Annotated in this window: 24 protein-coding genes and 1 pseudogene; 23 read left to right on the top strand and 2 right to left on the bottom strand. The window is 58.6% G+C overall.

Features of this window, described 5'->3' with window-relative positions:
* The first annotated feature begins 80 nt into the window (after positions 1 to 80).
* The 4 genes and pseudogenes from QMK58_RS18195 (at position 81) to QMK58_RS18180 (ending at position 2,874) form a co-directional block, all read left to right on the top strand.
* On the top strand, positions 81 to 251 hold the full coding sequence (locus QMK58_RS18195) for a replication protein P (RefSeq protein WP_320395203.1): 171 nt from the start codon (positions 81 to 83) through the stop codon (positions 249 to 251).
* A 68-nt stretch (positions 252 to 319) separates the two neighbouring features.
* On the top strand, positions 320 to 796 hold the full coding sequence (locus QMK58_RS18190) for a hypothetical protein (RefSeq protein WP_320395202.1): 477 nt from the start codon (positions 320 to 322) through the stop codon (positions 794 to 796).
* Between the two features lie 265 nt (positions 797 to 1,061).
* Entirely contained in the window at positions 1,062 to 1,301 is a 240-nt protein-coding gene (locus QMK58_RS18185; RefSeq protein WP_320395201.1) for a hypothetical protein, read from the top strand.
* 215 nt (positions 1,302 to 1,516) lie between these two features.
* Positions 1,517 to 2,874, top strand: a pseudogene (locus QMK58_RS18180) (tyrosine-type recombinase/integrase).
* A gap of 801 nt (positions 2,875 to 3,675) precedes the next feature.
* On the opposite strand, the gene QMK58_RS18175 reads toward QMK58_RS18180, so the two are convergent.
* Together QMK58_RS18175 and QMK58_RS18170 are read right to left on the bottom strand one after the other, a co-directional pair.
* Positions 3,676 to 4,281, bottom strand: coding sequence for a DUF2971 domain-containing protein (locus QMK58_RS18175; RefSeq protein WP_320395200.1), 606 nt, complete (start codon positions 4,279 to 4,281; stop codon positions 3,676 to 3,678).
* A 16-nt stretch (positions 4,282 to 4,297) separates the two neighbouring features.
* A complete protein-coding gene (locus QMK58_RS18170; RefSeq protein WP_320395199.1) occupies positions 4,298 to 4,606 on the bottom strand; it encodes a hypothetical protein in 309 nt (102 codons plus the stop codon).
* A 254-nt stretch (positions 4,607 to 4,860) separates the two neighbouring features.
* Between QMK58_RS18170 and QMK58_RS18165 the strand changes: the two genes are divergently transcribed.
* The 19 genes from QMK58_RS18165 (at position 4,861) to QMK58_RS18075 (ending at position 19,913) form a co-directional block, all read left to right on the top strand.
* Positions 4,861 to 5,241, top strand: coding sequence for a phage holin family protein (locus tag QMK58_RS18165; RefSeq protein ID WP_320395198.1), 381 nt, complete (start codon positions 4,861 to 4,863; stop codon positions 5,239 to 5,241).
* A 128-nt stretch (positions 5,242 to 5,369) separates the two neighbouring features.
* Positions 5,370 to 5,816 carry a DUF1737 domain-containing protein gene (locus tag QMK58_RS18160; RefSeq protein WP_320395197.1) on the top strand — a complete coding sequence of 149 codons (447 nt, stop codon included), beginning with the start codon at positions 5,370 to 5,372 and terminating at the stop codon, positions 5,814 to 5,816.
* Between the two features lie 385 nt (positions 5,817 to 6,201).
* On the top strand, positions 6,202 to 6,759 hold the full coding sequence (locus tag QMK58_RS18155) for a terminase small subunit (protein ID WP_320395196.1): 558 nt from the start codon (positions 6,202 to 6,204) through the stop codon (positions 6,757 to 6,759).
* A 4-nt stretch (positions 6,760 to 6,763) separates the two neighbouring features.
* Entirely contained in the window at positions 6,764 to 8,770 is a 2,007-nt protein-coding gene (locus tag QMK58_RS18150; protein ID WP_320395195.1) for a phage terminase large subunit family protein, read from the top strand.
* Positions 8,771 to 8,823: 53 nt separating this feature from the next.
* Positions 8,824 to 9,030 (top strand): phage head-tail joining protein, encoded by a 207-nt coding sequence (locus tag QMK58_RS18145; protein ID WP_320395194.1) that lies wholly within the window; start codon positions 8,824 to 8,826, stop codon positions 9,028 to 9,030.
* Positions 9,030 to 10,514: a phage portal protein gene (locus QMK58_RS18140; RefSeq protein WP_320395193.1), complete on the top strand. Its 1,485-nt coding sequence runs from the start codon at positions 9,030 to 9,032 to the stop codon at positions 10,512 to 10,514. The genes QMK58_RS18145 and QMK58_RS18140 overlap by 1 nt, the downstream gene beginning before the upstream one ends.
* Complete coding sequence (locus QMK58_RS18135; RefSeq protein WP_320395192.1) at positions 10,511 to 11,695, top strand: head maturation protease, ClpP-related; 1,185 nt, start codon at positions 10,511 to 10,513, stop codon at positions 11,693 to 11,695. Before QMK58_RS18140 ends, QMK58_RS18135 begins: the two co-directional genes overlap by 4 nt.
* The gene (locus tag QMK58_RS18130; RefSeq protein ID WP_320395191.1) at positions 11,692 to 12,036 is read left to right on the top strand and encodes a head decoration protein; all 345 of its coding nucleotides are present in this window, start codon (positions 11,692 to 11,694) and stop codon (positions 12,034 to 12,036) included. The genes QMK58_RS18135 and QMK58_RS18130 overlap by 4 nt, the downstream gene beginning before the upstream one ends.
* 62 nt (positions 12,037 to 12,098) lie before the next feature.
* On the top strand, positions 12,099 to 13,094 hold the full coding sequence (locus QMK58_RS18125) for a major capsid protein (RefSeq protein ID WP_320395190.1): 996 nt from the start codon (positions 12,099 to 12,101) through the stop codon (positions 13,092 to 13,094).
* A 2-nt stretch (positions 13,095 to 13,096) separates the two neighbouring features.
* Positions 13,097 to 13,411 carry a hypothetical protein gene (locus QMK58_RS18120; protein ID WP_320395189.1) on the top strand — a complete coding sequence of 105 codons (315 nt, stop codon included), beginning with the start codon at positions 13,097 to 13,099 and terminating at the stop codon, positions 13,409 to 13,411.
* Positions 13,408 to 14,043, top strand: a complete 636-nt coding sequence (locus QMK58_RS18115) for a hypothetical protein (protein WP_320395188.1) — start codon at positions 13,408 to 13,410, stop codon at positions 14,041 to 14,043. The genes QMK58_RS18120 and QMK58_RS18115 overlap by 4 nt, the downstream gene beginning before the upstream one ends.
* Positions 14,036 to 14,599, top strand: coding sequence for a hypothetical protein (locus tag QMK58_RS18110; RefSeq protein WP_320395187.1), 564 nt, complete (start codon positions 14,036 to 14,038; stop codon positions 14,597 to 14,599). Before QMK58_RS18115 ends, QMK58_RS18110 begins: the two co-directional genes overlap by 8 nt.
* Entirely contained in the window at positions 14,566 to 15,126 is a 561-nt protein-coding gene (locus QMK58_RS18105) for a phage baseplate assembly protein V (RefSeq protein WP_320395186.1), read from the top strand. The genes QMK58_RS18110 and QMK58_RS18105 overlap by 34 nt, the downstream gene beginning before the upstream one ends.
* A gap of 56 nt (positions 15,127 to 15,182) precedes the next feature.
* Positions 15,183 to 15,404, top strand: a complete 222-nt coding sequence (locus tag QMK58_RS18100; protein WP_320395185.1) for a hypothetical protein — start codon at positions 15,183 to 15,185, stop codon at positions 15,402 to 15,404.
* A gap of 13 nt (positions 15,405 to 15,417) precedes the next feature.
* The gene (locus QMK58_RS18095) at positions 15,418 to 15,744 is read left to right on the top strand and encodes a GPW/gp25 family protein (RefSeq protein WP_320395184.1); all 327 of its coding nucleotides are present in this window, start codon (positions 15,418 to 15,420) and stop codon (positions 15,742 to 15,744) included.
* The gene (locus QMK58_RS18090) at positions 15,741 to 16,619 is read left to right on the top strand and encodes a baseplate J/gp47 family protein (RefSeq protein WP_320395183.1); all 879 of its coding nucleotides are present in this window, start codon (positions 15,741 to 15,743) and stop codon (positions 16,617 to 16,619) included. Before QMK58_RS18095 ends, QMK58_RS18090 begins: the two co-directional genes overlap by 4 nt.
* A 1-nt stretch (position 16,620) precedes the next feature.
* Positions 16,621 to 17,232, top strand: coding sequence for a phage tail protein I (locus QMK58_RS18085; protein WP_320395182.1), 612 nt, complete (start codon positions 16,621 to 16,623; stop codon positions 17,230 to 17,232).
* Positions 17,225 to 19,342, top strand: coding sequence for a phage tail protein (locus QMK58_RS18080; protein WP_320395181.1), 2,118 nt, complete (start codon positions 17,225 to 17,227; stop codon positions 19,340 to 19,342). The genes QMK58_RS18085 and QMK58_RS18080 overlap by 8 nt, the downstream gene beginning before the upstream one ends.
* Entirely contained in the window at positions 19,335 to 19,913 is a 579-nt protein-coding gene (locus QMK58_RS18075; protein WP_320395180.1) for a phage tail assembly chaperone, read from the top strand. Before QMK58_RS18080 ends, QMK58_RS18075 begins: the two co-directional genes overlap by 8 nt.
* Positions 19,914 to 19,984: the final 71 nt, after the last annotated feature.

Genomic DNA, 19,984 nt, shown 5'->3' with positions numbered 1-19,984 from the left:
TTGCGCGCCGCAGTTGACAGCTATCAGCCACCGGCCATGTCCGTCATCCCGAAGACCTTCAAGCCATCGGGGAATAATCGATGTCGTCAACGCCCTTCTTCAGGCAGCTGCAGGCGATATTCCCAGCGTGGAAGCAGCCCGCCCAGACGGATGCCGCGTTGAATACCGTCCGGCGCAGCTGGACCAAAGCCTTCATCGTCGAAGGAATCAGCCAGCTTGAGCAGATTCGGTTCGGCATTGAGCGCCGTTGATCGCTGGGCATCGACTTCATGCCGAGCGTCGGCAAAAGTTCATCTCGTTGTGCCAGCCGACACCCGAGATGTTTGGCATTCACCCGCACGTGATCGGGCGTTTCGCGAGGCGTTGGAGAATTCCCATCCACGCCGGTTTGGCGACCGCACCCGTTCTCATCCCGCCGTTCGACATGCCGCGCTCCACTGTGAACCACACAACCCCGTATCTTATCTCCGACAAAGCCAGCAAGGTCTTTGACAGAGCTTACGACATCACGATTCGGATGTTGGTCAGCGGACAGCCGCTCGAAGACATCGCCATTGGCATTGGCCACGACTCGCAAAAGCCCGAAACACAGCTGGCGGAAGAGCACGGCGAGGCGCGGTTGTTGATGACCATGTCGCAACAGTCGATCCCGCTTGACGGCAAGGTCGCTCGCGCCGAGTTAAGGGTCTGCTTTTGCCACTGGCCGGGTCAAACGCGAGCAGCATTCCGCCTCGCTTCCACGTACCCGCTTGAACTCCCTCCCCTGATCCATTCAATCCCACAGGTGGCTTCTTGATGAATGCAGCCAAGCTAAACAAAACATGCCCGCCGGACAATCTTCACTTGCCCGCATGAAATTCCGTGTCGCCCCAATCCGTGAGCGTTGTAGTGCCCACGATATTTTTCAGTTCGTTGATGGCTTCCGATGCCTGGGGGCCCGCCAGTTCTTGGCTGTCCCCCGCGGCCTGGGTGAGCGAAGGGAGGTTTGTCTCATTCGCGAACCCGTTAACGGTCACTTTCAGCGTACCGCCATTACTATCAAATCCCCGAAGGATCAGAGCATGTCAAAACCAACCCAGCCGGCCGCCATGACCATTCAAAAAGCCGAGATCAGCGCTCTGGATACGTTGGCAATGCTGTCTGGCGAAGTTATCCACTTTGCCGAGGAGGTCGGACAGCGCATGAAAAAGCTGGCGGCGCGTATCGAGGAAGTGGCGCTTTCCGTCGAGGCCGAGCGTGAGTCCACCGCTGAATCACTCGAAAAATTCAAGCTCCTGCAATCTCTGCTGAAGGGGGGCTAATGCGCAAGCGCTTGGCGATCGGTTTGGATATGCCTGATCGCCGCTTTCCTACAGCCAAACCCGGCGAACTATCGGTTCGCCGTGTTCTGCTGCGTTTCTGTTCAAGATGGATATGGGCAGCACCCCGACCACGCTTTGGCGCTGTTCGTTGACCGCAATGGCCTGGCTTTATGGCGCCCGTATTTAGCCGACCACGTTTCAAGTCGTTGGTCTTGATGATCCTCACTGAGCCCAAAAATGACGCCCTTTGTTCCCCCCCTGCGGTGAAGCTGTCGGATGCCGAGATCGAACGCAACGCCAAGAAGCTGCATGTTCGAGATCTGCGCGATGCCAGTCACCCGGCGTTGCACTTTCGCTTTGCGAAGAACCGTTCCCGTGGCTCATGGTACCTGCTCAGCAAACGCACCTGGCACCGTATCGGCGGTTTCCCTGATCTAAGCACCAAGCAAGTGGTCACGGCACTGCCGGCAGTTCGTTTGCGGGTGGCTGCCAACGAAGGTTCGGCGCTGTCCAAGTGGGGCACGACCAGCGAGCTGTTGGGATGGTACGCCGAACGCATGTCCCGTGATCGCAGCCTTTCCAGCAAGCGCAAGAGCACTGCCGCTTCGGCCATCAAACGTCACTTGATGCCGCGTCTGGGTGATCTGCCTCTAAGCGATATCAACAAAGCCATGCTCGACAGCGAGCTGATCTGGCCGTTGCAGGAAAGCTACTCAGCGGGCTATGTGCAGCTGGTGTTTAAGCTTCTGGTCCAGGCGATGCACCAGGCATTCAAACTTGGCTTTATCCGCGTTAACCCGATGGCGGGAATCAAATTCAGCGACTTCAGCAAGACGAAAGTCGGAGCCAAGCCTGGCCGGTTACGTGGTGTTCAGTTGCCGCAACTACTGGAGCAATTGTCCCATGTCGTGCTGACGGCGCCGGCCGACGCCATGTTGGCGCTGATGATGCTTTGTCATGGCACGCGTATCGGCGAAACCCGGCAGGCACGCTGGTCGCATATCAGTCTGGCGGAGCGCGAGTGGTTCATCCCGGCGGAGCACACCAAAACTGGTGTCGAGCATCACCTGCCACTGACGGACCAGGTGCGCGAGCTGCTGATTCGTTATCGCGACATTCAGCAGACTAAGGAGCGCGACGGCCAATTCCTGTTCCCGGCGCGCCATGGCAAGGCTCTCAGTGAAGAGGCAGGCCCGGTGCTGCATTGACCCGATTGGGGCAAGGCGAATGGACCAGCCACGATCTACGCAAATTGGCGCGCACCGGTTGGGCAGATATCGGCATTGACCATCTGATCGGCGAGCTACTGATCAACCACGCCATGGGCCACAACGTGAAGGTGTACATCCAGTCGGACGTCATGAGTCGCAAGCTCGATGCACTGGAGCAGTGGCACATCCATCTAGATCAGAAGGGTTTTTCCATGATTCACGGGTTGACCGGTGTTAGATCCGGAGATTCCCGTAAACCTCTGGAGGCCATACAGAACAAGGCCTGCGATGCGCCTTCAGAAAACAACCACAGGAGAGAATTCGCAGAAACATCCAGAAAGGGCAGGGGGCTTGGCTTTTAAGAGAAAACGGATCGAGCTGGAGTCTTGCCCGACCTGCAAGGGAGTAAAAGCAATGAGTGAAAAGGGCTGTTTTATAGGTTGATGTGGCCCACTGCTTGCAATGGCTCAGGTTGGGTTAACCAAGAATAGCTGGAGTTGGTGCTTTCTTCGGACGAGTTGGTGACTCAATTGAGCTTCCAGTTGCAGCAGGCCCAGCGAGGGGTAGACGCGCCCCAGCATGGATCGTCGTCACAGGCCCGGCTGAATATAAACAGAACAGCCGTCGCGGCGCCGGCGGATCAGAATACAGAGAAAGTTGAAGAATATGATGATTCGCAAGCCGGCAAGCCGACCTTTTGGCGATACCGCGCCCCTGCTGGAACAATGGGGTTGGTGGCGGATGGACGGCGCAGGAGTTTCTGGTTACAACTCGCCGACTTTTGCGTTGATGCGTCGAGCGATGCCGCAAGTGTCGGCTAGCAAGAACTGTGCGCATCTCCAGATGAGTGGGCAGGAGCTATTGATAGTGCGGTTGCGCAGCTATCGCGGGCTGATCAGCAGATGGGCGATATTATTTTGGCTTTTACTACGGTGCTTCAAATGGACCATGGTTCAGGAGTTGGCAAACACTACGGCATAAGCGAAGGGAAGACGCGGGGAATTGGCGAGCCCAGGAATCCCGTGGATCGATTGCGCGGTGGGAATTAGAAACGCGGCATGATCAGTTTGGAACTATTCCCGTGGCTTGTTTTTACGAGCAAAAGGTTTTGCATGAATTATAGTAGCCTTTGCGTGGCAGCAATTATAATTTTAGCTTCAAGACTAAATTTCAACAATTTCAAATCCAGTAGCGCCCCTGATAGCCCTGCTAAACTGAATATGAGAGTTAGGGTTGATTTGTGATATGGCTTCCCTAATCTCCGCGATGGTTGATTTTTCAGTGTGTAACCCAAAAATAATTTGAGAAATAGCACTGGCCGGGAAGTCGAAAAGAAAAATGTCTTCTTGTGGGTTGGGGATTTTCGTGTTTGCTGTACTGAGGGGGAGTAACATTCGCCACTCCTCCTCATACGCCCAGCTTTCATTTTTTTGAATGAGCATATCGTTTGTCATTTCCGACACGCTACCGAAAAGCTGCATGGTCTTATAGGTTACTTTCCGTAGATGGTAAAACTCATCGGATTCTGAACGTCTTTGATTAAAGAATTGATTCGCTGTATCAAAGCCAATTACAAAGCCTTTAGAGCTATTGGCATAACTCGCCCACATTGGTGCAATATCGCATTTGGAACTGAGGCTTAATATCCCTATGTTTTTGTTTAAGCCTGATGAGATTTCGCTTCTGATTCTATTTGTATGGGGTCTTATAAATTCGCTATTGATTTTTCTAATGTTTTCCAAAGAGTAGATTTTCTGTGCCTGGGCCATTATGAGCTCGAAAGCCTCAGGCGATGGCGCTCTTAAAGGCGGCTCGCTCAGGCGCTGGAAGTTTTTCTAGAGTTTGGCGAATCAATAGCTCTTTATCAAGTGTGAGTATTTTTTCGGCCAGTTCGTTATCTGAAACTAGCTCCTGAAATGACAGGTTAAATTCAAATGGGTCATTTAAGGCGAGTGGTTGTGTAAATCGTATTTTTAAGTTTTTTAAGATATCAGTTCTTTCAGCTGTTACATACTTGTATAACGTGTGAGGGACAGTTGCCATAATTTTTATTCGCCAGCTCACGGGCAGGTTGAAGGTTCGAGGCTTCAGCATAGTAACTTTTTCTGCCGGTTCAAAGCTTCAAACCGCAACAGGCGCGTCAGTAGAAGGCGAAAAATGAAAAAAAACCTCTTTTCCGCGCGGAATAGATCTGTTTTTATAGCAGCGTGTATTGCTGTGAACGCAGCCCGACGCTTTCAAAAACCCGACCATTAAATCGGGTTTTAATTACTTGTAAGCCCTGCCATTGAGCGGGGCTTTTTCGTTTTCGGTTCCACCACACCCATCGCTCCGAGCTGGGAGTGCTGTTGGAGCCGGATCTATTCACTCCCCGAGAGGGAGGAATCCGAGATGCCGAACATGCCGGACAAACCCGATACCTGGGCCATTGCATTCATGTGGCTGAGTCAGCATTCGCAAACTATTTGGGCGGCATTTTTGTCACAGTCTATGAATGTGCTGGGTGTGTGTTCTACACGGGCGGCACTTGGAAAGACGCGCTGATCGAAGGTCCCATGTGTGTCTTGCTCTCCCTGAGCATTATTTGGGGCTTCGAGTTGATGGGTTTGTCGCCATCGCTGGCCCAGCCGGTCGGCATTTGGGTGGGTTTCCTTGGGGTGAAGAAAGTCGCCCACTGGGCTGATCGGATTGCTGAAAGCAAGTTTCCAAAATCGGATTCGGCGCCGTGAATCGCCTTCCTTGGTTGCTGCCTCTTGTGCTCCTGTTGGCCTATGCCAGCACCGGCTACATCCATTGTGGTGAGTCGCCGGCATGCCAGCCGCTCACTGCTCAATCATTCAATCGCGAGGTTTAAAGAATGGCCTACACCCAATATGCCGCAATCGTGGCCGATAATGCTGAAGATCTGGTGGCCAAGCTGACCGAGTCCATTGCCGATGGCTGGCAGCCGTACGGTAGCCCTGTTTCCATCACTGAGGGCTTTCAAGTGCTTCAGGCTGTGGTGAAGGGAACGAACAATGCAGCCGGCACGCCAGGTGATATCACCTCTGAAAACATCTCGGACGCCTCGGATGTAGGCAAGGCCGTGCTGGTGAGCGTCGACGCCGCCGCTGCTCGTGTTGCAATCGGCAGTGGAACTTCGGACTTCTCCGGTAGTTACAATGATCTGAGCGACAAACCGGCCATTCCAGCCGAGGGTGATGCTGCACTGCTGGAAGCCGGTACCGACCTCATCGCGCATACCTGGTCAGCCAAACTGATTCATGACGAGATTGCCCGCCAGATTGCAGCGCTACCTGTATGAGTCTTTCACACGCGATCTCGACTGCCTCCGTTTCAAGCGCGGTCGTCAACCAGCGCAAGACCTTCGGGGGTTTCCAAATCCATCGGGGACCCTGGCAACTTCCAAGGAACACGGGGCATAAGACTCGCGCAAACGCGCTAGCGGCAGGGTCTGAAAGTTAGTTGACACAGGTTGACAGGTTGACAGCAAATCCCCGATTTTGAGCCGTCAAAGATTGTACTTATCCCCCCTCATCGTTTCTCCGCACAGGCCCGTTACGACTGGTCGTAACGCCTATCTGCTCTATTCAGATGTTCACATTGAAACTCTCGGATAAACGCTTGGGAAGCCTGTCAAGTAAGTTGACAATTTTAGGCGTTACCCGGAAATAAACAGGTGAAGGTGTATGGCTTTTTTAACTCGCAAGGAATATGGCGAACTGAAGGGCTGGTCGAGGCAGCACATCAGTAAATTGGTCCAAAATGAAAGGCTGGTTGTGAACGGCGCCGGGTTGATTGACGTGAATGCTAGCGATCAGCTCCTGGCGATGACCAGCGATCCGAGTAAAGTCGGCGTCGCTGCTCGACACGAGCAGCAGCGACTTCAGCGCGACGCCCCCAGCGCGGGCGAAGAAATCGAAGCTGATCAGCTGGGACTGGCGCCGGATTTTCAGAAGGCCCGCGCTATGCGGGAACACTATTTGGCCTTGCAAGAGCAGGCCAACTTTCATACCCAGCAGGGCACACTCGTTGAGCGAAAGGCAGTGGAAAATGCAGCCTATAACGCTGGCCGCCTAGTGCGTGATCAGTTGCTGGGATTGCCTCCGCGCCTGGCCCCGGAAATGGCAGGGATGACCGACCCCTGGCAAATCGAGAGGCTTTTGACTGCGGCGATTCGACAAGCGCTGGAAGACGCCGAACGAGTGTCATTGGCGGATCTAGAGCACGCCGTAACCCCGAGTTAAATCTATGCCCTCAGAGATCCCAAATGGTGCAACGGTGTACCGTGAGGCGCATTTCCGTGGGCTACAACCGGACCCAGATCTCTGGATCGATCAGTGGGCCGACGAGTACATGCGCATCCCGCGTGATGCCGGCGCCGCCGAACCCGGCCAGTACCGTACGGCGCGGACCCCGTATGCCCGCGAGCCCATGCGGTGTTTGTCGCCGGCTCATCCATGCAAACGCGTGGTCACCATGGTGGCCTCGCAGTTGATGAAAACCCAAATTGCCTTGAACTGGATTGGTGGCCTGATCCATATGGCACCGTCGAACATTCTCACGCTGCTGCCCAGCCTGGGATTGGCCAAACGCGTCTCGTCGCGCATCGGCAAGACCATCAAGGCCACCCCGGTGCTGCGCGAGCGTGTGGCGGCGAACCGTGCGCGTGATGCGCGCAACACTATGGACACCAAAGAGTTCGAAGGGGGCTCGTTGTATGTCACTACGGCCGGCTCGGCGGCAAACCTGTCGGAGCTGTCGGCTCGCTACATCTATGGCGATGAGGTGGATCGCTGGGTGGTGGACGTGGGCGATGAGGGCGATCCGATTGAGCTGGCCGAAACTCGCGGCAGTACGTTTGGCCGTAACGCCAAGTTCTACTTTTCCAGCTCACCGACGATCAGGGGCGCCTCGCGCATCGCCGATTTGTTCGAGATCAGCGATCAGCGTTATTACTACGTGCCGTGCCCGAATTGCGGGCACATGCAAGCGCTGGAATGGGAGCGCCTGCATTACTCGGCGGATTGCCAACTGGCGCACTACGAGTGCGCCGGGCCTGACTGTGATGTGCTGATCGAAGAGCATCACAAGGGCGAGATGTTGGCCAAGGGCGAATGGCGCGCCCATGCCGAGGGTGATGGCGAAACCGTCGGCTTCAACCTCAACGCGTTGTACTCGCCACCCGGTTGGACCGGATGGGCCGCGCTAGCAAAGCAGTTCGAAAAGGCCAAGACCGCCATGTCACGCGGCGATCTGGAGCCGATGCAGGTGTTCTATAACACCCGTCTGGCCAGGGTCTGGGACAGCGCCCAAGAGCAAACCAAAGCCGATGTGCTGATGGCCCGGGCGCGCCTTGAAACCTATGGGCTGGGTTCGATGCCATCCGCCGTGCTGATGCTCACGGCCTCGGTCGATGTGCAAGCCAACCGGTTGGAGTTCATGGTGGTCGGTTGGGGCGCTGGCATGGAGCGCTGGATCATCGACTACCAGGTGATCTGGGGCGACCCCTCTGATGAGCGCACCTGGTCGGTGCTCGACGACAAACTCAAGGTGCGTTACCCGCATCCGTGTGGGGCGCAGCTGACGATCCGTGCTGCCGGCATCGACTCCGGCGGCAACCACACCGACGAGGTGTATCAGTTCTGCCGGCTGCGCCGCTGGCGCAACATTTTCGCGGTCAAGGGCGCGAGCAAGCCGGGTCGGCCGGTGATTGCGCAACGGCCCTCGATGATGGATGTCACCTGGAAAGGCCTGACCGAGCGCAAAGGTGTCGAGCTGTGGTTCGTCGGTACTGACACGGCCAAGGACTGGATTTACAACCGCTATCCGGTGGAGGACGGTCCCGGTGCGCTGCACTTTGCCAATGATCTGCCGGACGATTTTTTCGCCCAGTGCGTCGCCGAGCGCAAGGTGACCCGCTATGTCAAAGGCTACAAAAAAATCGAATGGGTCAAGGGCAAGGCGGAGCGCAACGAAGCCCTCGATCTGATGGTGTACAGCTTGGCGATGGCGCATTACCTGGGGCTGAACCGCTACAAGGAACACGACTGGGAGCGGGTGAGAAATGCGCTGTTTCAAGCGGCAACACCGGGCGAGAAACCCGTCACGGTCGAACGCGTCAGCGCTCCGGTCACACCCCGGCAGCCACCTGCTGATTCCGTACCGCAACCGGCCAAGCCGGCAGTGGCACCGCTGCCCGTAGCACGCCCCCCACAACGTCGAAGCTCCAGCAGCGGCTACCTCAAGCGGCGCTGAGTGGAAGCACGCAGTTTTACCTTACGTAGTTTTTCTCTTTTAGAGCGATCCCCATGGCCTTTACCCAACAGCAACTCGATGCGGTCGAGACGGCAATCGCACGCGGCGAGAAAATCGTGCGCTACGCGGATCGAAACGTTGAGTACCGTGACATCGACGAATTGCTCAGGGCACGTGATGAAATCCGTAGCTCGTTGATCGCGGCGGCCGGACCTCGTTCACGCATCGTGCGGCTTTACCATGGAGGCAAGGGACTGTAATGGCTTCTCACTTTCCTACCTTGGGTCGCAGCGGATTCCTGATCCCCTCGAACATCAAGGCCAGCTATGAAGGCGCTGCCGAAGGGCGTCGTTCCGCCAGTTGGGATGCGCCCGACGCCGGGTTCAACAGCATTGCCATTCCGGCGCTTCGTAACCTGCGCTCACGCTCCCGTGCTGCGGTGCGCAACGATCCCTACGCCTTCAACATCATCGACAAACGGGTCAGTAACCTGATCGGCACCGGTATTACGCCGCGGCCGAAAACCCAGGACGATGACCTGCGGCATCTGTTGCAGGAGCTTTGGGCCGACTGGACCGAAGAGTCCGATGCCGATGGCCTCACCGACTTTTATGGACAGCAGGCGTTGATCGCCCGAACGGTGGAAACCGCCGGTGAGTGTTTTGTCCGCCTGCGTCCGCGCAGTCTCGACGAAGGGTTGGTGGTGCCGTTGCAGCTTCAGGTGCTGGCCCCGGAGTTTGTGCCGCACGACAAATTTGAGGCAGTACGCAACGGCAACATTATCCGCGCCGGCATTGAGTTCAGTCCGGACAGCCGCCGGGTCGCCTACTGGATGTACCGCTCACACCCTGGCGATGCCTCCTCACTGAACAGCGGATACAACCAGTTGGTGCGGGTTCCGGCCAGTCAGGTACTGCATATTTTTGAACCGGTCGAGCCGGGGCAGTTGCGTGGCTTGCCGCGCTTGTCTCCAGTGCTCAAGCGTCTGCGCAGTTTGGACAACTACGACGATGCCGTGTTGTTCCGCCAAGAGGTGGCTAACCTGTTCGCCGGCTTTATCAAAAAGCCCTCACCGGATGACATTCAAACCCCGGTGGACCCGGTCACCGGGGCGCCGTTGAACCTTTCTTCGGACGGTTTCACACCCATGGTGGCGTTGGAGCCCGGAACCATGCAGGAGTTGTTGCCGGGAGAGGAGGTCGAGTTTTCCTCGCCGCCGGATGCCGGCAACAACTATCCGGACTTCATGCGTCAGCAATTGATGGCGGCGGCAGCGGGTGCCGGGATGCCGTACGAGATCCTTACCGGCGACATGCGTGAAGTGAATGACCGAGCGCTGCGGGTAGTGCTCACCGAGTTTCGGCGTCGATTGGAGCAGCTGCAGTTCGGTGTGTATGTCCACCAGTTATGTCGTCCGGTGCGGGCCGCGTGGATGGACATGGCCGTGCTCAGTGGTGCCGTGCTGTTGCCGGACTACGCGCAGCGGCGCCGTGAGTACCTGCGTACCCGTTGGGTGCCCCAAGGCTGGGCCTACATCCACCCAGTCCAGGATGTTCAGTCACGCGCGATGGAGGTCAACGCCGGCTTTGCCTCGCGCAGCGAGATGGTCTTGCGTACCGGCTATGACGCCGAAACGGTGGACGAAGAAAACGCCGCCGATGCCGAACGGGCTCGGGGCAAAGGTCTCAATTACAGCACGCTCGTCGAGCTGCTTCAGGCGCTCGACGACAAGGAGCAAGCATGAGCAAGAACACGCCGCCGCGCATTTACAACAAGGCCGGTCAGCCGGTCCCGGTGCAGGACAAAAGCTGGTACGCCGTGCACGCCAGTGGCGAAGCCGCCGAGCGGGTGATCGAAGTCTTTGTGTACGGTGAAATTGGCACCTGGGGCATTACCGCCAGTCAGTTTATGCAGGACCTGCGCGCCGTGGATGACGGTGTGTCACCGGTGATCGCGGCGTTCAACAGCATCGGCGGCGACCTGTTCGACGGGTTGGCCATGCACAACACCTTGTCGCGGCTCGGAGAGCGTTGCACGGCACGTATTGATGCACTGGCGGCGAGTGCGGCCAGTGTCGCCGTGTGCGGTGCCCACAAGGTGGTGATCGCGTCCAATGCGATGTTGATGATTCACAACCCGTGGACGTACGCAGCCGGCGACGCGGACAGCTTTCGTAAAGTGGCCGATGTTCTCGATCAGACCATGGAGGCGATCATCGCGGCCTACAAGGCCAAGGCACCGGACATCGATGAGGTGGAGTTACGAGGGATGGTGGCCGCCGAAACCTGGTTGACCGCAAGTGAAGCTGTGGCACTGGGGCTGGCCGATGAAGTAGGTGACGGGGTCCAGGTGAAAGCGTGCCTGGGGCAGGGTGGGGTGATGCAGCGTTACCAGCACACTCCCGCGGCGTTGCTGGCCCAGCTCGATGAATTGCCTGAGCCCGCTCCGGAGGTGGAGCCAGAACCAGAACCAGAGCCAGAGCCAGAGCTAGAACCAAACGATCCACCCAAGCTTGCGATCGACTCAGCCAAGCTGGCATTGTTGATTACGCAGCGTTGCGCGGAGTCAGGGATCAGCAACCTGGTCGCGCCATTGCTCAGTTCGACTCAGCTTGAAAGTGAGGAAGTTGTCCTGGCGGGGTTGACCCGGGCCAAGGCGGTGCATGACCTGTGTGTCGCAGCGCGTCTGCCCGAACTCAGCGTCGAGTACGTGACCGCGGGGCTGGACGAGCCCGCGGTGCGCGCACGTCTGTTCGACAAAATCGTCAGCAGCGGCAACGGTTTCGAGATCGACAACAGCCTGCCGCTTAATCATGACCCGGCTCCGAAAGCGCAGGCGAAACAACCGGATCCCCCATCGATCTGGGCGGCCCGTCAAGCGGCTCACGGCAGCCAATCCAACAATGCAAAAGGAGCACGCGCATGACCATCAAGTACGAAACGCTACACGCTGGCGAGTTTCTGCTCTCCGAGGGGGCCGGGAAGATTTCTCGTGAATCCATTCTGGTCGCCGCTGGTGCCGCCCTGAACGCCGGGCAAGTGCTGGGGCTGATCGCGGCGAGCAATGAATTTGCCCCCTACGATCCTGCCGCCGTCGATGGCACTGAAGTGGCGGCTTGCATCCTCTACGGACCGCTGGGTGAATCGACCGAAGAGCGCCGCGCCAGTGCCGTGGTGCGGCTGGCCGAGGTCAGCGAAGTGCACCTGACCGGTTTCGATGCTGAGGCCGAGGTTGCCTTGGCGGCTCAGTTTGTAATTGCCCGCTAAGTCATTTCCCTTTCATCCCAACCCCGCCCTGTGCGGGGTTTTGCTTTTTTGGAGAGTCCTTCATGGCCGACATTGGCATTTTTACCGACGATGTTTTTTCCGTGTCCTCGCTCACCGCGGCGATCAATGAGCAGGAATACCTGCCGGGGCGCATCAGCAGCCTGGGCCTGTTTCGCGAGGAAGGCATCAGCACCCTGACCGTGCAGATTGAAAAGGACGGCAACACCCTGGCCCTGGTGCCGGCGGGTGAACGCGGTACCTCGGGGCTGGTCGTGGGTGTCAGCAAGCGTCAGATGATCCCGTTCAACACCGTGCATCTGCCGCAGCGTTTCACCATCAAGGCCGACGAGATTCAGGGCATTCGTGCCTTTGGCACAACGAGCGAATTGCAGGCGGTGCAGGGCGTGGTCAATACACGTCTGAGCAACGCCAAACGTCAGCTCGATGCCACCCATGAGTTCCAGCGTATGGGCGCGCTGAACGGTCTGGTGTTGGACGCGGACGGCTCGACGGTCCTGCTGAACATCTATCAGGCGTTTGGCGTGGAGCAACAAAGCCTGTCCATGGGCCTCAATGACTCGGCGACGAAAATCCGGGTCAAGTGTGGCGAAGCGCTGGACATGCAGGACGATGAACTGGGCAGCGTCACCAGCTCGGGCGCGCGGGCCTTCTGCGGCAAGAATTTCTGGAACAAGCTGATCACCCACAAGTCGGTGGAAGAAACCTACCTCAATACGATCCAGGCCGCGGAATTGCGCGGCGATGCGCGGGACAGCTTTGAGCTGGGCGGCATTGTCTGGGAGCGTTACCGCGGACGCATCGCCGGGGTGTCGTTTATTCATGACGATACCGCGCTGTTGATTCCGGAAGGCGTACCGGATTTGTACATCTCCTGCTTTGCGCCGGCGGATTACATGGAAACGGCCAATACCCAAGGCCTACCGTATTACAGCAAATTGGAGCCTTTGCCGTTCAACAAGGGCATGGCCGGTGAAGCACAGTCCAACCCGTTGCACCTGTGTACACGGCCCCGGGCACAGATCCTGCTGACGCTCTGAGCATGGCCTTTCGAGAGCTGGTCGAGAGGATCGACAGTGTGGTGTTCGACACCCTGGGCGATGTCGGCTACATCGAAGGCCGGCGCGTGCTGGGCATGTTCTCGGCCCCGTGGTTGCAGCCCAAGGTCGGGCGCTTGAACACGGGCCTGCGCGAACCGTGTTTTCACATCCGGGTGGCCGATGCCGCCGGCGTTGAAAAAACGCAGACGGTGCACATCGATCTGCCCGTCCTGGACGGTGGCGGCGAGTACACCCTGACTCACCTTGAGCCCGCAGGCGATGGCCTGGTGGCCTTGTCGTTGAGGTTAAAAGCATGAGTGCCGTGCCGGTGGCAATGCGGTTTTCTACCGACGATATGCAGGCGTTTAAACAGCTGGCCAAGGTCATGCCCAAGGCCGCTGCCGCGGCGCAACGACGGGCGATCAACAAGACCTTGGGCTGGCTGGCCACGCACATGGCCCGCGATGTCAGTAAGCAGGAGCGGATTGCCGTGCGGGCGGTGCGTCAGCGCCTGCGCAGCTATCCCATCAAAGGCCCGGGCCAATTGGGCAAACTCTGGTTTGGCACCAACCCGATTGAGGCCAGCCGGACAGGCAATCCCCGTCAGGGCAAGGCGGGTGTTTCGGTGGCGGGTCGGCGTTATCAGGGGGCGTTTTATAAACGCGTCTATGGCAACAAGGCGGACATCTGGATTCGCACCTCCAGCAAACATTTCAACCCGGACGACTATCCCGGCAGCAGCGCGTCCATGGGCGGCGGCACCAGTTCGGGCTGGATCGCGGAAAACGACAACCGCTTTCCCTTGGCCAAGGCCAAGGTCTCGCTTGAAGACGTCGAAGGGCCTTTTTACACCTGGGCCAACAAGGCCGACGAGCGCCTGCTGGTCGTGTTTCGGCAGGAGATGAACTTCGAACTGCATAAATACCTGAAGGGGAACGCCCGTGTCTGATCCTGCCTTTTCGCTGGATGCGTTGTACGCCGCCATCGAGGACCACATCCGTCAAGCCTTGCCGACGGTGCGGTTTGTGGCGACCTGCCCGGACATTCAGGACCGAATCGCACTGCCGGCGGTGTTTCTGGAGCCGGTTGAGTTTGAACCTGGGACAGACATTGGTACCGGTGAAACGGTGTTGGTGTTGCGTTTTGAAGCACGGGCCATTGTCGCGCCCGAGCTGGCACGTCATCAGCAATTGGGTGCCCAGTTGGCGGCACAGATTGCGGTGCTATTGCGAGCGCAAACCTGGGGGCTGGATAACGTCGAACAGGCGCAGTTTGTGGCCTCGCGGCAAGACTGGACCAAACCGGAGCTGGATGGTTACACCGCATGGACGGTGGAGTGGACCCAGCAGATTCACCTCGGTGAGGTGGAGTGGCTGTGGCCTGTCGAGCCTCCGGGCACCCTGTATCTGAACGTCGATGGCTGCACCGGTACCGGCAATGAAGATCACTACTTTCCGCCGGAGGATCTGGCATGGGATACGTCAGCGCTGAACACGACCGGATGATCGCGGCGATGCTGCTGCCCTGCGTGGTGGTCGGCGTCGATCTTCTGGCCGCTCGGGTGCGGGTCAAGGCCGGTACGTGGGTCAGTGCCTGGGTGCGTTGGCACAGCCTAGCCGCCGGCAAGGCCCGTCATTGGCGCGCACCCAGCCTGAATGAACAGGGCGCGCTGTTCAGCCCGAGCGGTGACCCGGCCATGGGCACCTTTATCCCGGGCTTGTATGGCAACGCCGGGGCCCCGCCGGATAACCGTGACCATGTCGAGGCCTGGTACTTCGACGATGGCGGCTCGCTGATCTACGACTGGGAGGCTGGCTCCTACAGCATCGCGTTACCCGGCGGCACGAGCGCGGCCATCACGGTCGGTGGCTCGCTGATTGAAGTGACGCCGGATCAAATCCGGGTGACGGCCAGCCAGATCACCCTGGCGGGTGAGGTGAGCATCGACGGTGCGTTGAGCGTGTCCGGCGACATCACCGGCGCCGGCGCCATCATGGATGCCGGCGGCAACAGCAACAACCACTCGCATTGAGTGAACATTCACCTTCAGCCCGCCGCGTGCGGGTTTTTTCATGTCTGGAGAAAGCCATGACCAGTAAAACCAAGGACGTCCCAACTACCACCGAGGCGCCGGCGCCGGCCACGTTGAGCGTCTTTCGCGACACCTTATACACCTCGCGGGTGCTGGTCCTGCTGGAGACCGAGCGCACCTTGAAAGTGGAAAAGGCGCAGGTGGCGGTGGCTTCGGATGACGCGGTCGCGCTGGAGTATTTGCGCGGCCGTAAGGACTTTGTCGCGGTCGAGGGCTGATCCAATGCTTGGGATGATCGGCTTGGACCGCCGCACCGGTCAGCTCATTTCCGGCCTCGATCACCTGCGCCAGTCCATCGAGGACATTTTGTCCACGCCGTTGGGCAGCCGGCGCATGCGCTCGGAATACGGCAGCAAGCTGCGGCGCTTTGTCGACCTGCCGGTCAATGACGGCTGGAAAAGTGCCGTGCAGGCCGAAGTGGCGAGCACGCTCGGGCGGTGGGAGCCACGCCTGAAGCTGGGCCGGGTGCGCGCCGTGGCCATCCTCGACGGGCGTATTACGTTCGAGCTGACCGGGCAGTACCTGGGCAGTGATGTGACTTTGGAGGTGTCCGCATGACCATGGAACTGGCAGCACTGCCGCCGCCGCAAGTGCTGGAGGACCTTGACTTTGAAGTGGTCTACCAGGAGAAGCTGGAAGCCTTCCGCCTGAGCATGGGCGACAACTGGAGCGCGGAACTGGAAAGCGACCCGGTGCTCAAGCTGATCGAACAGGCCGCGTACGGCGCCGTGCAGAATCGGGCGCGGGTCAACGACGCGGGCAAGGCCTTGCTGTTGGCCCACGCCGTGCGCGGCGACCTCGATCACCTGGCCGCCAACGTCAATCTGCAGCGTCTGGTGATTCAGGCGGGAGATTCGAGCACGGTGCCGCCGACGCCGCAGGTGCTGGAGGAAGACGATGCCCTTCGCGAGCGGGTGCAGATGTCGTATGAAGGCTTGACCACCGCCGGACCGCGCAACAGCTACATCCTGCATGCCCGCAACGCCTCGGGGCTGGTGGCCGATGCCACGGCGGAAAGTCCGGCACCGGCGGAGGTAGTGGTCACCGTGCTCAGCCTGGACGGCAGTGGCGCCGCCTCGCCGGAGCTGCTGGAAGAGGTCCGGCTGCACCTCAATGATGAAGACGTCCGGCCCGTGGCCGACCGTCTCACAGTGCAGAGTGCTGTGGTGATCGACTACCGCATTGAAGCGGTGCTGTACCCGCAGGCACCCGGTCCGGAAAACGAAGCCTATCTGGCCGAAAGCCAGAAACGCCTGAGCGAGTGGATCAACCCGCGTCGTCGCCTGGGCTTGGAAGTGGCGCGCTCGGGGATCGATGCACAGTTGCACATACCCGGTATCGCCCGAGTCGAGCTGCTGGACTGGGCCGACATCAAACCGAGCAAGTCCGAGGCGGCGTATTGCACCGGTTACAGCGTGACGCTGGGAGCCTGACATGAGCAGCCAGTTACCGCTCAACAGCACGCCGCTGGAGCTGGCCGTGGAAGCGGCCAACCACGAAAACACGTTGATACCGCTGCGCAGTTTGTACAACGCCGATACCTGCCCCGAACACTTGATGCCGTACCTGGCCTGGTCCTGGTCGGTGGACCGCTGGAATAACACCTGGACACCGGAGGCCAAGCGCACGGCGATCCGGTCGGCCTACGACGTGCACGCACGCAAAGGCACCATCGGTTCATTGCGCCGGGTGGTCGAGCCCTTGGGCTACCTGATCGACGTGGTCGAGTGGTTCGACACCGTGCCGGAAGGCGTGCCCGGTACCTTTTCCCTCGAGGTGGGGCTGAATGATGCCGGCATCACCGAGGAATTGTACGAGGAACTGGCGTGGCTGATCGATGACGCCCGTCCGGTCAGCCGGCACATGACCCATCTGGCGCTCAGTCTGCAAACCGAAGGGGTGCTGGGCATTGCCGTGTGTGTGCAAGAAGGCGAAGAAATCGATGTGTACCCCCCGGCGCCGAAAGACATCGACGTGACCGGCTCTTTTGGCCCGGCGCTGTGCGTCGATGAAACCGATACTTTGGATGTTTATCCCTATGATTGATAAAACCAGTCAGTTTTTTGCCATTCTCACGGCGGTCGGTGAAGCCAAGCATGCCAATGCCATCGCCATGGGCCTGGACTGGATGTTCACCGAGATGGGCCTGGGGGATGCCAACGGCACCGACCCGATACCCGACCGTCTGCAAACTCAGTTGATCCACGAATGGCGCCGGGCGCCGATCAACCAGATCCGCGTCGATCCGGCCAATCCCAACACCGTGATCACCGAGCAGATCATTCCGCCGGAAGTCGGCGGTGAGTGGATCCGCGAAATCGGCCTGTACGATGTCGACGGCGACCTGGTGGCGGTGGCCAACTGTGCGCCGAGCTACAAGCCATTGCTCGACCAAGGCAGTGGCAAGACCCAGGTCGTGCGGATGAACTTCATCGTCAGCAGCTCGGCGAACATCGTGCTGAAGATCGATCCGGCGGTGGTGCTGGCCACGCGTGAATACGTCGATCTGGCTATCAGCGAGGCGCTGGCCAAACTGGATCACAAGCAGTCAGCGCGGGTGGCGGCGACTGCCGCCATTGCCCTGAGCAATGTGCAAACCATCGATGACGTGGCGGTGGTGGTGGGGGATCGCGTGCTGGTGACCGCGCAAGAAGAGGCACAGGACAACGGTGTCTATGTTGTCAGCGCCGAAGGCTGGGAACGGGCGGCCGATGCCGACAACAGCCTGGAAGTGACTCCGGGACTGTTTATTCAGGTGGAGCAGGGCACTGTCAACGGCGACAGCCTCTGGCAACTGGTCACCGACGCGCCGGTTACCCTTGGCACCACCGGTTTGCAATTCGAACTGATTGCGGGTGGCAGCGGGGCCGGTGTGGATACCTTTCGCAGTGTCACCGTGGATGCCCTTGGCCGGGTGATCGCCGGCACCAACCCGACCACCCTCGACGGTTACGGCATCACCGATGCTTTGCCCGTGGACGGTACTGCCGTGGCGGCCACCCAACTGGAAACAGAGCGTACGCTGCGCATCACCGGGGCGGCCACCGGCAGCGCGTCGTTTGATGGAACCGACGACGCTGACATAGCAATAACGTTGGTCGATAGCGGCGTTGTGGCGGGCACCTATTCCAGCGTTACCGTTGATGAAAAAGGTTTGGTGACAGCGGGTGACCAGTTGACTGGTGATGATCTGGGGCTGGGGACCGCCGCGTACAAAAATGCGCAAATTAGCTCTGATGATGTCACGGCTCAGGCGTTGATGATGGTTGGAGCCTTCGGGGTGGGAGGACCGGCTCTTAGCCTACCTAATGGAAATATTGACCTCTTAAGCCTCATTAGCGCGCTTTATTACGTGAGTGCTGGCACGGGGGGGCCGCAAGATGAGTATTACGGCTGGATTCGTGTGTCCGCGGGTGCGCCGGGGGAATATGCATTTCAAGAGGCGTTCACTGTTGGCGGCCCTAGATATGAGCGGAGCATGAATGCCGGTGTTTGGGAACCGTGGGTTACGGTTTGGGACAGTGAAAACTTTAACCCCGTCTCATATCAACCCGCCCTCGGCTTCACCCCAGTCCAGCAAGGTGGCGGTACCGGACAAGGCAATAGCAAGATTTTCATCGGATGGTCGGACACAGGCTTGAAGGTTACGGTTGATACCACCGATCTTGGTGGCCTTGCCCTCTTGAAAGCCCCTGCGTTTGTCAACGGAATCACCGTATCGGGTGATGGCACCTTCTGGAACAACATCATTGCGCAGGCCAACATTACTGGACATACCGGCCTCTACTCGGGTGTTGGTGTATCCACCGGCTACGGCACTGCGACTTTCGATGCCCTTGGCAACTCCTATGGCCCTACATGGGGCGGATGGTTAAGCACCTACCTAGCCGCCAACTTCCCAACCTTCTGGAGCCTCATGTCCACCCTTGGCAGTCAGCCTGTGGGTGGAGTAGGCACCTATGGCCTCTTTCGAGTCGGTGGCAATGGTCTCACTGCGCCAGGCACCTTGGTTGCAGCGGTAAACCTGCTCTTTTCCGACTGCCAGGCGACGTCGAATCATGGCAATCCGGCGGGTACTTGGATGTTGATGGGCGGCGTTAACGACTCGGATGCCTCGACCGGTGACTCCGTGACCCTGTGCATGAGGGTTGCCTGACGAATTAAGCGCCTTTTACTGGGCACTTAACGGCTTATCTCAATTCGGCAAGTTCCGCTTACAGCACTCTATTCATGAGGGTTTCACATTGCCTGACGACATTGATAACGATCCAATTGTAGAACCCTTTGATCCACCTCCACCGCCGCCTCCACCTGAAGTCCCGCCACCCTATGCCTACCAAGTCAGGGAGTTAACCCAGTTTCAGGATGGGATTGTTGACTGTGAAATTCTTCACGAAACGTATGGGTGGATTCCGTTCAGTGCAAACCCGGACGATACAGCGCCGGCTACGTTGGCTGTGTTTGGGTACATTGAAGAAAACGACATTGATGTGTCGACCCTTCCTCCAAGCCCCAACCTTCCGGTCCACATCATTAACACCGAACGGTCGTGGCGTGACAGCGAGCTGAAGGTTGCCGATGTCGAGCTGCTGAAGGCCGAGGACGCTGACCCTGCATCCGTGGGTACACCGACTCAGTGGCGCCAGTACCGCGTGGACCTTCGCAATTGGCCCCAGTCACAAGCCTTTCCGGATTCCACCCTGCGTCCAGTAAGGCCGGCTGCTTAACAAAAGTTTCAGTTTGGGTGTCACCTCATTCACTGCCTCGCTTATGCGGGGCTTTTTCGTTTCTGGAGATC

The organism is Pseudomonas sp. P8_241, from assembly GCF_034008315.1.
Taxonomy (GTDB): domain Bacteria; phylum Pseudomonadota; class Gammaproteobacteria; order Pseudomonadales; family Pseudomonadaceae; genus Aquipseudomonas.
This window is presented reverse-complemented; position numbering and strand designations above follow the sequence as displayed.

Excerpts from the sequence above, each read along its gene's own strand:
- QMK58_RS18150 (WP_320395195.1), top strand. The coding sequence starts at position 6,764 with ATGCCCTCAGAGATCCCAAATGGTGCAACGGTGTACCGTGAGGCGCAT.
- QMK58_RS18080 (WP_320395181.1), top strand. The coding sequence starts at position 17,225 with ATGATTGATAAAACCAGTCAGTTTTTTGCCATTCTCACGGCGGTCGGT.
- QMK58_RS18120 (WP_320395189.1), top strand. The coding sequence starts at position 13,097 with ATGGCCTTTCGAGAGCTGGTCGAGAGGATCGACAGTGTGGTGTTCGAC.
- QMK58_RS18190 (WP_320395202.1), top strand. The coding sequence starts at position 320 with ATGTTTGGCATTCACCCGCACGTGATCGGGCGTTTCGCGAGGCGTTGG.
- QMK58_RS18125 (WP_320395190.1), top strand. The coding sequence starts at position 12,099 with ATGGCCGACATTGGCATTTTTACCGACGATGTTTTTTCCGTGTCCTCG.
- QMK58_RS18195 (WP_320395203.1), top strand. The coding sequence starts at position 81 with ATGTCGTCAACGCCCTTCTTCAGGCAGCTGCAGGCGATATTCCCAGCG.
- QMK58_RS18115 (WP_320395188.1), top strand. The coding sequence starts at position 13,408 with ATGAGTGCCGTGCCGGTGGCAATGCGGTTTTCTACCGACGATATGCAG.
- QMK58_RS18105 (WP_320395186.1), top strand. The coding sequence starts at position 14,566 with ATGGGATACGTCAGCGCTGAACACGACCGGATGATCGCGGCGATGCTG.
- QMK58_RS18145 (WP_320395194.1), top strand. The coding sequence starts at position 8,824 with ATGGCCTTTACCCAACAGCAACTCGATGCGGTCGAGACGGCAATCGCA.
- QMK58_RS18100 (WP_320395185.1), top strand. The coding sequence starts at position 15,183 with ATGACCAGTAAAACCAAGGACGTCCCAACTACCACCGAGGCGCCGGCG.
- QMK58_RS18155 (WP_320395196.1), top strand. The coding sequence starts at position 6,202 with ATGGCTTTTTTAACTCGCAAGGAATATGGCGAACTGAAGGGCTGGTCG.
- QMK58_RS18130 (WP_320395191.1), top strand. The coding sequence starts at position 11,692 with ATGACCATCAAGTACGAAACGCTACACGCTGGCGAGTTTCTGCTCTCC.
- QMK58_RS18170 (WP_320395199.1), bottom strand. The coding sequence starts at position 4,606 with ATGCTGAAGCCTCGAACCTTCAACCTGCCCGTGAGCTGGCGAATAAAA.
- QMK58_RS18095 (WP_320395184.1), top strand. The coding sequence starts at position 15,418 with ATGATCGGCTTGGACCGCCGCACCGGTCAGCTCATTTCCGGCCTCGAT.
- QMK58_RS18085 (WP_320395182.1), top strand. The coding sequence starts at position 16,621 with ATGAGCAGCCAGTTACCGCTCAACAGCACGCCGCTGGAGCTGGCCGTG.
- QMK58_RS18090 (WP_320395183.1), top strand. The coding sequence starts at position 15,741 with ATGACCATGGAACTGGCAGCACTGCCGCCGCCGCAAGTGCTGGAGGAC.
- QMK58_RS18140 (WP_320395193.1), top strand. The coding sequence starts at position 9,030 with ATGGCTTCTCACTTTCCTACCTTGGGTCGCAGCGGATTCCTGATCCCC.
- QMK58_RS18135 (WP_320395192.1), top strand. The coding sequence starts at position 10,511 with ATGAGCAAGAACACGCCGCCGCGCATTTACAACAAGGCCGGTCAGCCG.
- QMK58_RS18185 (WP_320395201.1), top strand. The coding sequence starts at position 1,062 with ATGTCAAAACCAACCCAGCCGGCCGCCATGACCATTCAAAAAGCCGAG.
- QMK58_RS18160 (WP_320395197.1), top strand. The coding sequence starts at position 5,370 with ATGGCCTACACCCAATATGCCGCAATCGTGGCCGATAATGCTGAAGAT.
- QMK58_RS18175 (WP_320395200.1), bottom strand. The coding sequence starts at position 4,281 with ATGGCCCAGGCACAGAAAATCTACTCTTTGGAAAACATTAGAAAAATC.